Source organism: Helicobacter sp. MIT 00-7814, assembly GCF_003364115.1.
In the GTDB taxonomy this organism is placed as follows: Bacteria; Campylobacterota; Campylobacteria; order Campylobacterales; family Helicobacteraceae; genus Helicobacter_F.
This window is the reverse complement of record NZ_NXLL01000038.1, coordinates 1-12,038: the sequence shown is the minus strand read 5'-3', so window position 1 is coordinate 12,038 and position 12,038 is coordinate 1. Positions and strand designations below refer to the sequence as shown.

The 12,038-nt window shown below is 42.4% G+C and carries 12 protein-coding genes and 1 pseudogene; 12 read left to right on the top strand and 1 reads right to left on the bottom strand.

Going from position 1 to position 12,038, the window contains the following annotated elements; translation table 11 throughout:
• A pseudogene (locus CQA49_RS10120) lies at nt 1–1,441 on the top strand (hypothetical protein); the annotation flags it as partial.
• A 90-nt stretch (nt 1,442–1,531) separates the two neighbouring features.
• Here CQA49_RS10120 and CQA49_RS09130 read toward each other — a convergent pair.
• Nucleotides 1,532–2,488, bottom strand: coding sequence for a catalase family peroxidase (locus CQA49_RS09130; protein ID WP_115575651.1), 957 nt, complete (start codon nt 2,486–2,488; stop codon nt 1,532–1,534).
• Nucleotides 2,489–2,791: 303 nt separating this feature from the next.
• On the opposite strand from CQA49_RS09130, the gene yajC reads away from it, so the two are divergent.
• The 11 genes from yajC to CQA49_RS09075 all read left to right on the top strand — a co-directional run.
• Complete coding sequence (gene yajC / locus CQA49_RS09125) at nt 2,792–3,061, top strand: preprotein translocase subunit YajC (RefSeq protein ID WP_408938921.1); 270 nt, start codon at nt 2,792–2,794, stop codon at nt 3,059–3,061.
• A gap of 12 nt (nt 3,062–3,073) precedes the next feature.
• Complete coding sequence (secD, locus tag CQA49_RS09120) at nt 3,074–4,732, top strand: protein translocase subunit SecD (RefSeq protein ID WP_115575648.1); 1,659 nt, start codon at nt 3,074–3,076, stop codon at nt 4,730–4,732.
• Nucleotides 4,732–5,709, top strand: a complete 978-nt coding sequence (secF, locus tag CQA49_RS09115) for a protein translocase subunit SecF (RefSeq protein ID WP_115575647.1) — start codon at nt 4,732–4,734, stop codon at nt 5,707–5,709. Before secD ends, secF begins: the two co-directional genes overlap by 1 nt.
• Nucleotides 5,710–5,733: 24 nt before the next feature.
• On the top strand, nt 5,734–6,078 hold the full coding sequence (locus CQA49_RS09110) for a DUF6394 family protein (RefSeq protein ID WP_115575646.1): 345 nt from the start codon (nt 5,734–5,736) through the stop codon (nt 6,076–6,078).
• Between the two features lie 10 nt (nt 6,079–6,088).
• Nucleotides 6,089–7,120, top strand: a complete 1,032-nt coding sequence (locus CQA49_RS09105) for a ribonucleotide-diphosphate reductase subunit beta (RefSeq protein WP_115575645.1) — start codon at nt 6,089–6,091, stop codon at nt 7,118–7,120.
• Nucleotides 7,110–7,838, top strand: a complete 729-nt coding sequence (locus tag CQA49_RS09100) for a carbon-nitrogen hydrolase family protein (protein ID WP_115575644.1) — start codon at nt 7,110–7,112, stop codon at nt 7,836–7,838. Before CQA49_RS09105 ends, CQA49_RS09100 begins: the two co-directional genes overlap by 11 nt.
• A gap of 9 nt (nt 7,839–7,847) precedes the next feature.
• Nucleotides 7,848–8,510, top strand: coding sequence for a protein-L-isoaspartate(D-aspartate) O-methyltransferase (locus tag CQA49_RS09095; protein WP_115575643.1), 663 nt, complete (start codon nt 7,848–7,850; stop codon nt 8,508–8,510).
• Between the two features lie 30 nt (nt 8,511–8,540).
• Nucleotides 8,541–9,083 carry a molybdenum cofactor biosynthesis protein MoaE gene (locus tag CQA49_RS09090; protein WP_115575642.1) on the top strand — a complete coding sequence of 181 codons (543 nt, stop codon included), beginning with the start codon at nt 8,541–8,543 and terminating at the stop codon, nt 9,081–9,083.
• On the top strand, nt 9,083–9,763 hold the full coding sequence (locus CQA49_RS09085; protein ID WP_115575641.1) for a molybdopterin-guanine dinucleotide biosynthesis protein MobB: 681 nt from the start codon (nt 9,083–9,085) through the stop codon (nt 9,761–9,763). The genes CQA49_RS09090 and CQA49_RS09085 overlap by 1 nt, the downstream gene beginning before the upstream one ends.
• Before the next feature lie 24 nt (nt 9,764–9,787).
• On the top strand, nt 9,788–10,318 hold the full coding sequence (gene mog, locus CQA49_RS09080) for a molybdopterin adenylyltransferase (RefSeq protein WP_115575640.1): 531 nt from the start codon (nt 9,788–9,790) through the stop codon (nt 10,316–10,318).
• Nucleotides 10,319–10,448: 130 nt separating this feature from the next.
• Nucleotides 10,449–12,038: cache domain-containing protein (locus CQA49_RS09075; protein WP_147288682.1), on the top strand; the 1,590-nt coding region annotated here is incomplete at its 3' end.

Genomic DNA, 12,038 nt, shown 5'->3' with positions numbered 1-12,038 from the left:
TGTGTTTCAGTTTTGGCTTGGGTTTCCGGGATTCCATGTGATTGGGGATACTTATAATTCCATTGCGTTGGCAAAAAATGACGCGCACCCTGTATTTATTGCGTATGTGGTAGAGTTTTTGTACAAATGCTTTGGCAAGCACTTGTATTATTTGTATTTGTTTAATCTCGTGCCTTTTCATGCTGCTTTAGCATTCTTGGTATGTGGGTTATATATCCATTTTAGGAGTAAATTTGCGCTTTTAGCATTATTTCCACTTTTTATTGGGAATATTTATTTTCAAAATTTCATTCAGTACCATAGCTTTGCTTTGCCTATGATGCTTTTATGTGTGTATAGCATACTGTTGTTTTTGGTGCTTGTGCCTTTGTGTAAAATTTGGCGTGTGGTGCTGTGGGTGCTTGTAGGGGTTTTGTTGTTTTTTGCTATCCTTTGGCGTCATAATGCTATTTTTAGCGTGTATCCTGCGTTTTTTATTATTTGTTATTTATTGTTGCGTGGATTAGAGGGAAAGAAATTTGTTCTTTGGTATATAGTCTCGCTAGTTGTTAGTGCTGTGTTATGTGTTGGCATTGTAGTTGGTGTGCCAAAGATGCTTGTGATTAATAAAGCATACCCTGCAAATCATATGGTATTGCATAAAATCGCTGGAGCATGCGTGCCAGCTGATGATTCTAGCTGCTTTAGGAAAGAATGGTATGCAGAGGGTAAAACATGGGAGAATGTCAAAGAGGTATTTTATAAATTCCCACTTAATGCAGATCCGATGAATGTTGGTTGGGGATATGGTGATGTGCGCCCATTTAAGCCGGGCATAAAACTTGAGGGGCTTAATAGGGAGTTTTTCAAAGCAGCGCTAAAGTACCCAAAGAATTTTTTAAAATTAGAAGGTGATTTTATCAAAGCTATGTGGGTGCAAAATCCAAAATGGATGTTTAATTCCCAGCAAATGCAAGGAAAGCCATCACACCCTTGGCATGTAAGTCTTACTTCCACTTTCCCAAAAAATGAACGCAGTGTGACTTTCAGCCCTTTGCGTGAAAAAATCTATACATTTTTGTTTGAACACAAATTTACACTCAATCACATTGTAGGTGTTGTGGCAAGTGCTGTGGTGATGATTCTAAGCTTTTTGCTTTTATGCGTTAGAAGAGAAAAGGTTGGAAGCGCAATGGTTTGGATTTATAGCAAGTATGCAAAAATACTAAGGCGCGACAAGAAAGAATATATTTTTAGAGAATCTCAATATGTAAGGGCTTTGCTTGTTTTTAGCTTTAGCGTAGGATTTGCAGGATTTTTTAGCGCATTTTTTATCGCAGCATTTTCAACGGTGCCTGAAACTCGCTATATGTCACCAGTGACTGCTTTAGGCGTTATGGCGTTTATAGGGTTTGTGGTGTGTGTTTGTGAGTATGTGAGGTGCGTGAGGGAAAGGGAATAGAATCTTGTATAAATTGTTTTTGGGGTTGTATCCCTCGCAATGATATTTCAGTGTTATCTATTGCGAGGTTGTTGGTGTGCTTGCACGCCCTTATTGTCTGCGTCCGAAAGTTAGTCCATAGACTTCATTGCGGATTTCAAAAAGCGGATCTTTTGGTGGATTAATCCCTTCTGGCAAGGTAGAAGGCATGAAAACATCGCCATTGCACTCTTCGCCCTCATATTTTTCCACTTCCAAAGTCCCAACAAGCAATTCCTCATGCTTGCCTTTCCAAAGCGCTGTGGTATTATCAGTCGCATCGCTCTTGTTAGCAAAGACAAGATACATATCATACGCGATTGGTGCGGTTTTGCTTTGGCGCTCAAAATCAGCTTTCAAAAAATCATCGCCCAGCTTCGCAAGCTCTTCTTGTGAGGCGTATTTCACGCCATTTTTGGGGACAAATTTCCACCTCGCAGCGCGCTCGCTTTGTTTAGAAGCTTTTCTGCTGTCCTTAAACCAAAATGTATGCACGCTGTTAAAGTTCGTATTTGCAAGGCTTGGCGTGATGCCTATCGTATTCATATAAGCGTCAAAATTACGATAAGAATCCACCTCGTTTGTGAGCTTTTTTATTTTTTCGCTATCTGGCTTGCCATCTTTACCCGGCACGCGCATAGCGAAGTATTGCCAAAACTCTTGCGGATTCTTAGCGAAGTTAATTTCTGCATTAAACATCACTAATTCCCAAGAATCTTTTTTGCCCTCCATCTTTAGCGCCATACCGCGTAATTTGCTCTTATCGCTCGCGTGAGGATTGCCACCGCCTAGGGAATAGCGCACCTGTGTAGGAATGCTAGATTCTGCCAAAAGTGGAATCCCAAGCTTAGAATCTATACCTTTTTGCGGGATAAATTTCCCCACTGCGCAAAAGCCTTTAGTGTGGTTAATTTTCTTATGTGGATCTTTTGGATCGCCATTAAGCTTATAAAAAATATCAGCAATCGCCTCCGCGTCGTATTTCTGCGCATTTTGAGAATCCGCTAGCGCCACTGATGATAACCCCATGCTCAAAATCGCCGCACAAATCGCGCGCCCTAAAACCTTGCCCTTTTGTGAATATGCACTCATTGAGTTCCTTTTTGTTGGATTTAAAAAGCGCTCATTATAAAAACGCAAGGTTAATGCTTTATTCACAACCGATAAGTCTTAAGAATCACACAAGGAAAATTCCCAAGGGGATTCTTTATTTTTCAACAATTTTTTAAGCAAAATTAGCTACAATCTCGCCTTAATATTTTCTTAAAATTGCAAAAGGACACAATCATGGAACCAACACAACAAGTAGCCGCGCAAGGTGGCGTGCAAGAAATGCTTTTGGGACTTGCTCCGATACTTTTTTTTATCGCGCTTATTTATTTGCTCATCGTGCGCCCGCAAAACTCGCGCCGCAAGAAGCACCAAGAGATGATTACAAACCTTAAAAAAGGCGATAAAATCATCACTACCGGTGGATTGATAGTTGAAGTGGTAAAGCCTGAAGAAAATTTCTTTAGCGTGAAGCTCAATGACGATACAATCGTGCGCTTGTCAAAGGAATTTGTGGCATACAAGCTTGATGAGGAAAACGAGCAAAAATAATGGTTTAAATCAATGAAACAAGGTTTAACTTATCGTTTATGGTTGCTGATTATCGCGGCATTTCTCGGCGTTGGCTTAAGTATCCCGTCATTTTTTCAAACAGAATCTGGACCTAAGGTAACGCTTGGGCTTGATTTGCAAGGTGGGCTTAATCTCTTGCTTGGTGTGAGGACTGATGAAGCGCTAAAAGCGCGGACTTCCTCGCTTGCTTCAAGTATCACTTATGAAGCAAATGACAAAAAATTGCTCATAGATTCTGTGAAAATTGAGGATAAAAGCCTAAATTTTGAGCTTTTTGATCCTAAGCAAAAAGGCGAGCTAAACGCGATGCTTGCGAAGTTTAGCGGATTAGAGATTATAGAAAATGGCAATTTTTACACGCTTAGATTTACCCCTGAGGAAATCACGCAGATTGAGGAGGACGCGATTAATCAAGCGATTAACACAATCCGCAATCGTCTCAATATTTTTGGGCTAAGTGAAACAAGCGTAACAAGGCAAGGCAGGCAAAATATCCTCGTAGAAGTGCCGGGGAAAAGCACGCCAGAGGAAGAGGAACGCTTGAGGAATCTCATCTCAAAGCCAGCACACCTGCAATTTATGGCAGTAGATGAGGAACGCAATGCACGCGTGGAGCTAATGAGCGAGGCAGAGGCAGAAAGCTATGGCGATGTGATTTTGCCTTTTGCGCAAAGCGAGCAAGAAGCGCGCTTAAATCTCCCTGTGCGTAAGATTTTGCTAAAAAAAGTCCCCGTGCTTGATGGCGCATCTGTCACAAATGCCTTGCCAAACAAGGATCAGAACAATCGCTATGTTGTGAGTTTTAATCTAGATTCTGATGGGGCGCGCAAGTTTGGGAACTTCACAGGCGCAAATATCGGCAATCACCTCGCAATCGTGCTTGATGAAAAGGTGTATTCCGCGCCTACGATTCAGGCGCGTTTGACTGATAGCGGACAGATAACAGGGGATTTTGATAAAAATTCTGCGGCGGATTTAGCGACGATTTTAAAAAGTGGTGCGTTGCCGGCTTCTATGGAGATTTTAGAAAAGCGTAGCGTGGGACCAAGCCTAGGTGAAGATAGCATTCGTGCGTCTTTGGTTGCGCTAGTGAGCGGATTTTTACTTGTTGTAGTCTTTATGGTGCTGTATTACAACTTTGCTGGTGTTATCGCTGTTGGCGCGCTTTTAGTAAATATCGTGCTAATTGTCGCGGTTATGGCACTTTTTGGCGCGACGCTCACCTTGCCCGGAATGGCTGGAATCGTCTTAACCGTGGGTATGGCAGTCGATGCAAATATTATCATTAATGAGCGCATTAGGGAATTTTTGCGCGCTGGCAATAGTATCGCAAAAGCCATTGAGCTAGGCTACGCAAATGCTTCGCGTGCGATATTTGATTCTAACGCCACGACGCTTTTAGTCGCTGTACTGCTTTATGCAAATGGCACAGGCGCAATCAAAGGCTTTGCGATTACGATGAGTCTTGGAATCTTAGCTTCTGTCCTAACTGCAATCATCGGCACACAGGGAATCTATCAAGCACTTTTACCAAAAATTGGCAAGACGCGTCATTTGTGGTTTTGGTTTGGGATTAGGGCAGATTCCCACACGCCCACAAACGCACAAAATGCGCAAAACACACAAAGCGCGCAAAATGGAGCTAAATAATGGAACTTTTTAAGCAAACAAAAGTATATGATTTTGTCAAATATAGCACTTATGGGCTTATTGTCTCTACGATTTTGTGCATAGCGGGAATCGCGCTTATCGTGGTGAAGGACTTTAAGCTAGGGATTGATTTTGCGGGTGGTAATATTGTGCAGATTCAATACACCAATGCGCCCAAAGCTCCTTTGGGGCAAATTAGAGAGATTCTCTCACAAGATCCGCGTTTTAGCGGGTTTCAAGTAAGTGAGTTTGGCGCGCCAAATGAGGCACTTTTAAAACTACCATTGTTAGATGAGGCAAGTCAAAATAATATCGATAAGGTTGTAAATGAGGTTCTCGCACCCAGCGGGGCATTTGAAATCCGCCGAAGCAATTCTATTGGCTCAAAAGTGGGCGATGAATTTAAGAAAAAAGGCATTCTTTCTATCGTTTTGGCACTTTGCGCGATGATGGTGTATATTTCATTCCGCTATGAGTGGCGCTTTTCGCTCGCTGGGATTATGGGACTTGCGCATGATGTGGTGATGGTCTCAGCGCTTGTGATTATCACGGATTTAGATTTTAGTTTAGAGGTGCTAGCTGCGCTTCTTACACTCATTGGCTACTCGATTAATGGCACGATTATTATCTTTGATAGGATTAGGGAGCAAATGCTTTCGCGCAGAATGAAAGATATGCGCTATGTGATTAATGAAGCCGTCTCTGCCACGCTTTCGCGCACGCTTTTAACTTCGCTCACGGTGTTTTTGGTGCTTTTGACATTGTTTGTCTTTGGCGGGGAGATTATCAAAGGATTCTCACTTCCTATGCTTGTGGGCGTTGTGATTGCAGCGTATAGCTCGATGTTTGTCGCACCTCGCTTGGCGCTTGTGTTTGGCTTTAATTTAGAGGAATATTACAAGAAAGAGCAAAAAAAGCGCAAAAAGATAGAGGAGAAAAAGCGACTAAGGGCAATGTATGAAAATGGGCGCGTGTAGGGCGCGTGAGAGAAAAGGAAAGTTATGAATTGGGGTAGAGTATTTTTTGTTTTTTTTAGCGTGTTGAGCCTTACTTTGAGCGTGGCGTTTTTGTATGAAATGAGCGTGATTATTTTGTTTTTGAGCACTTCTGTGAATTTTTTGTGCGCAACATTGCGTATTGGTGTGAAAAGCGCGCTTTCAGAGGAGGTTTTGGCGACTTTGTTGGTGGCGATTTTACAGCTTATAGTGGCATTTGTCATTTTGCAGGTTTTTGACAACTTACATCTTTCTTACGCGCTCACACTTGGCGCTGTGGTGGCAAATGCCTTTGGTTTGGTGCTTTTGGTGATTGAAAGCATTAAAGATTCTCAAGAAGATTTAATCTAAAGGGGAGAGTATGCCAGAAATCCATCGTAAGAAAATTTATAATCCAGAAAGTTTGGAAAGCGTGAATGAGCGCAAAATCTTTGGTGGGAATCCCACGAGTATGTTTGATTTGAATAAAATCAAATACCAGTGGGCGTATGATTTGTGGAAAACAATGCTCGCAAATACTTGGTTCCCAGAGGAAGTCAATATGAATGCCGACACGCGCGATTACAACGGCGGGCTGACACCGCAAGAAAAGTTGGGCTATGATCGCGCGCTCGCCCAGCTTATTTTTATGGATTCTTTACAGACAAATAATCTTATCGATAATGTCAATCCCTATATGACAAGCCCAGAGATTAACCTCGTGCTTGTGCGTCAAGCCTATGAGGAGGCACTGCATTCTCAAAGCTACGCGGTAATGGTAGAATCTATCTCTGCAAATACTGATGAAATCTATGATATGTGGCGCGTGGATATGCAGCTACGCCACAAAAATGACTATATCGCAAATGTCTATGAGGAGCTAGCCAAAAACCCCACCGAGCATAATCTTGTCAAAGCAATGTTTGCTAATCAGATTTTAGAGGGAATCTACTTTTATAGTGGATTTTGCTTTTTCTATACTTTGGCGCGCAGTGGGAAAATGCTAGGAAGCGCGCAGATGATACGCTTTATCCAAAGAGATGAAGTCACGCATTTGTATTTGTTCCAAAGCATGATAAATTCCGTGCGTAAGGACAGGGCGGATTTATTTACCCCAGCGCTTGAAGAGGAAGTCATTGAAATGTTTAGAAAAGCTGTAGAGATAGAATCCGCATGGGGAGAATACATCACGCAAGGGCAGATTCTAGGGCTTACAAGTGAGATCATCACGCAGTATATCCAATATCTTGCCGATGAGCGCCTTTCAAAAGTGCGCTTGCCAAAGCTTTATAATGTGAGCCACCCGATTAAATGGGTGGATTCTTTTGCAAGCTTTAATGATCAAAAGACAAATTTCTTTGAAGCAAAGGTAACAAACTACGCAAAAGGGAGTGTGAATTTCGATGATTTCTAAAAAATTGTATTCCTTGCAGGTCAAAATAGGGCTAGATTTTGAAGCGAATCTAAAAAAAGTTTGCGCGCTTTTAGAGCAGTGCCAAGAGGATTCTATAATTTGCACGCCGGAGGTGGTTTTTAGCGGATTTGCATACCAAAAAATGGCAGAAGCAGTGGAGTTTTCCAAAATCGCTACAGAATCTCTACTTGAGCTTAGCAAGTCTCGCACGATTATCACCACGATGATTGAGCAAAAGCGCAATCAGTATTTTAATAATCTCAAAGTCTTTCACAAAGGCGAGGTGATCCACAGCCAAGCCAAACATAAGCTTTTTATGTTGGGCGAGGAGCATTTGCATTTTAGCGCGGGCGGGCTAGAAGACATCGTGCCTTTTTATGTAGATTCTCTTAAATGCGCGGCGATAAATTGCTTTGAATTGCGCTTTATTGATTTGTGGAAGCGCGCGCAGGGGGCGGATATTATCTTTGTGCCAGCTATTTGGGGCAAGGCGCGAAAGGATCAATTTGAATCGCTTTGCAAAGCTCTAGCTATCATCAATCAAGCCTTTGTCGTGGCAAGCGATGGCGCAAACGACACGATGGCAAAGGGAAGTGCTATCATCACCCCTTATGGCGTGGTGTATAAAAATGACAAGAAAGAAATCATCTCCGCGCAGGTGGATTTGAGCGAAATTACCAAAATGAGAAAATATATCCAAACCGATCTAAAGGCGTAAGGGCTGGCAATGTCTTATTTGCTTGGCAAAATGGTCGCTGAAATCAAAAAGCATGTCCTCCTTTCACCAAAGGTAGAATCTGCGCTTGCTAGCGTGGATAGAGCGGAATTTGTCCCGAGTAGTTGGAAGCTAAATGCTTATAGTTTGGACGCATTGCCGATGAGTAATTCCCAGTGGATTAGCTCACCGCTAACGGTTGCGATTATGACAGAGGCGCTTTTGTCCGAAGGTGGCGAAAGCGTGCTTGAAATAGGCTGTGGTAGCGGCTATCAAGCGATGGTACTTTCAAGGCTTTTTGATCGCGTCTTTAGCATCGAGCGGATTGAAAAGCTCCTTGTAGAGGCAAAGCGCAGATTCCATAAACTAAGCGCACATAATGTTTTCGCAAAGCTTGGTGACGGACAAGAGGGCTGGAGCGAGTTTGCTCCCTTTGATGCGATACTTTTTAGCGCGTGTGCGAGGGAGATCCCGCAAGCTTTGATAAATCAGCTTAAAGAAGGTGGCGTATTGCTCGCGCCGATGTTGCAAGATGAAAAGACAAACGCGCAGGCGATTTGTCGCTTTGTAAAGGTTGGAGATTCTCTAAGTGCGCCGGTGGTGGTGACGCAGTGCTCATTTGTCAATGTCCATAATGGCGTGGTGCGCGGCACACAGCTTGCACATGTGTTTTGAAGCGCGTATTTTAATTTATAGGGATTTGCTATGCAGGGAAGTTTAGAGATTTTTAAAGGTGCGTTGCCAACAAAAGAGATTTATGCGCATTGGGAAGAAGTGGCAAAAGCGCAAAATAATGGCGCGCTGTGCGTGTTTGTGGGCATTGTGCGAGAAGAGGCGATAAATACAGAAGCTCAAACAAGCACGCAAGATTCTAAAAATCAAAACACACAAAAAAACGCCACGAATATAGAATCTCAAAATACAGAATCCCAAAATATAGAGGCGTTAAGCTTTGATATTTACACGCCACTTTTGCAGAAATGGTTTGAATCTTGGCAGGAGCGCGCGCGCTTAACTGGCGCGCAGATTCTCATGGCGCACTCTCTAGGCGATGTGCCAAAGGGCGCGAGTTCATATATGTGCGCGGTGATTTCATCAAAGCGAAAGGCTGCATTAAGCCTATATGAGGAGTTTATCGAGGATTTTAAAGCAAATGCGCCCATTTGGAAATATGATGTGATAAATGGAAAGAGAATCTTTGCACTCTCTCGTAGCACGCCGATACAAGGCAGTGGAGTGCTAAAATAATGCCAAAAATTATTTGCTTCAGCGGGAAAAGCAATAGCGGGAAAACAACGCTTATTTGCAAACTTTGCGCGCTGTGTGAGGCGCAAGGCAAGCGCGTTGGTGTCATCAAACACGATCCAAAAGACAAGGCAGAGTTTGACACCTTAGGCAAAGAAAAAAATAAAGATAGTTTTAAGTTTTTTAACGCAAGCAGTGGCGTGGCGGTGATTTCACCTTTTAAAAGCACGATTTTAGCGCATAGTGATAGAATCCAGGATTCTCAAAAATCCAACCAGCGCGAGCCTTATCAAGCAAAAAATGCCGAGCATGTGCGCGCAACGCAGTGGAGTGGAGGCGAAGCGGAATTTACTTCCGCGAAGACGATACCAATTGATGAGATAGCCCCAGTGCGCACTTTTACCCCGCTAAGCGCGTATGAAAAGCAATCTTTCACAAAGGCGCTAGAGTTTTTTAGCGATTGTGATTATATCTTTGTAGAGGGACTAAAGGAGCTGCCCTATAAGCGCATAGTGGTGGCGCGAGAGGAGATTGATAAGGCTTATATCCCTTATGCGAGCGCATTTGCCTTGTCAGATTCTCTTGCTAAGAGCGATAAGCGCGCAGTTTTGGGCGATTTAAAAGTGCTAGATTTAAACAATCCGCAAGAGATTTTGGACTTCATTAACGCGCTTATTTCTTAAGATTCTTAAAAAAAAGGAGCAATTATGCAAAATGTAAAAATTGGGATTTTGGTTTCATCAGATAGAGCTTCAAGGGGCGAGTATGAGGACATTTCAGGCAAGGCGATACAAGAGGTTTTGGGGGAATTTATTTTGAATCCTTGCGAGTTTTTTTATGAAGTGGTGAGCGATGATTTTGCGCCATTGCAAGAATCTATGAAGCGTATGTGTGATGAATTACATTGTGATTTGCTCGTTACCACAGGTGGCACGGGACCCGCACCGCGCGATATTATCCCAGAGGTTACGGAGAGCTTGTGTGAGAAAATGCTTCCGGGATTTGGCGAGCTTATGCGTCAGGTGAGCCTTAAATATGTGCCAACCGCCATTCTCTCGCGCCAAAGTGCCGGCATAAGGGGAAAAACGCTCATTCTCAATCTTCCGGGCAAGCCAAAAAGTATTAGGGAATGTTTGGAGGCGGTGTTTCCGGCGATTCCATATTGTATTGATTTAATCGGCGGGGCGTATATTGAAGCAAATACGCAAAATACAAGCGCTTTTCGCCCAAAAAGTTAGCGTGAATTTTCTGCACAATTTCGCGCTAGAGTGGCTTTATCAGCGCATTTTTAAGCAAGTTTGTAGCAAGAAAACCTTATAATGCGCCTTTTTAGACACAACACAACAATTAAATTTTTAAGGAGCTAAGATGAAATTTTCCCTTGCAAATAAGCTAGTTGTTAGCATTTTGAGCATTTTTGTTGTTGTCATCGTTATTGTGACAATTTATAATTACAAAAATACTTCACAAAACACTATCGAGCTTTTCCGCAGTCTTCAAGAAGGCGCGCTTAAAGCTTCTTATACCACTATCAACATTACAATGGATATTGAAGCCCAGCAACATTTAAGTATGTTGCGCGAGCGTCTCAATGAGCTTGATAAAATTTCTGATGAATCAAGAAGAGTGCAAGAAAAGCGCTCATTGCTTTCAGAAACTGCCAACCTAATCAAATATCCAGCTGTAGTGCTTGTGTATGAAAAAGATGGCAAAGCGCTTATCGAATACGATGAGGAGCAATACACAGGGCGTGATACCTATGAAAAGCTTGATATAGACTTGCGCACGCGCCCATGGTATCAAGAAACAAAGAAAAAATATCTCTCAACGAAAAATCCTAAAGGTATCGTAACGCCTACTTATCCAAGCGCTACCGGTAAGAATCAAGGGCAAATCCTCTCAACTGTCACAGCACCGCTTTTTGATGAGAAGGGCGAGTTTTTGGGCGTTATAGGCGCAGATATTTTTGTGGGAGATTTCCAAAATAGATTTGCAAACTTCGAGCGCCCAGAGTTGCCAAGTATGGATATTTATATCACAGATTCTGAAGGCAGGATTTTTTCTCATAAGAATCCAGACAATATTAGTAAAGGTGGCGAGCTTACCCCCACTGAAAAAGCCATCAATCAAGCTTTGCAAAAAGGCTCTTCTAGCGGGACGATTGATTATTTTGACGCTTTAGGAAATGATAGATTTGCATTTTACAAAAAGTTTGATTTTGGTTGGACGATTGTCGCTGCTGCAACGCAAAATGACTACACTTCCGCACTTAATGAGCATTTTATATATGCTGTTGCTATGGCGATTGTGCTAATTATCTTAAGCGCGATTATTTTGTATTTGTTTATTAGAAAGCTGATTAGCCCAATTGAGCGCATTCAAACTGCTTTAAGCTCATTTTTTAGCTTCCTTAACCACGAGAGCAAACACCCGCCAAAGCCTATTGATGTGAAAAGTCATGATGAATTTGGCGCTATGGCAGCGGCTATTAATGAAAACATTAAGCGCACAGAGGAAAATCTCAATAAAGATTCCGTTATTGTCAATGAAGTGGTAAAAATCGTCGAGGAAGCAAAAGTTGGGAAATTTGGAAAAACAATAAGTCAAAGCAGTAGCAATCCACAAACAAACAAGCTCAAAGATTCTCTAAACGAAATGTCAAATGCGCTGTATGATCTTGTGGGTGGTGATTTATCCGTTGCTGCTGGCATATTTAAAGCTTTTGAATCTAATGACTTCACAGCACGCATTGAAAACGCGCAAGGATTGGAAAATGCTGTAAATGCGCTTGGAGATTCTATTGCGAAGATGCTTAGAGATTCTTCAGTGTATGCACGCGATATTAACGCACAAACCGAGGAGCTCAAATCCTCTATGCAAAGACTAACAGATGGATCTCAAGCACAAGCTAGCTCATTAGAACAATCAGCTGCAGCAGTAGAAGAAATAAGCTCATCA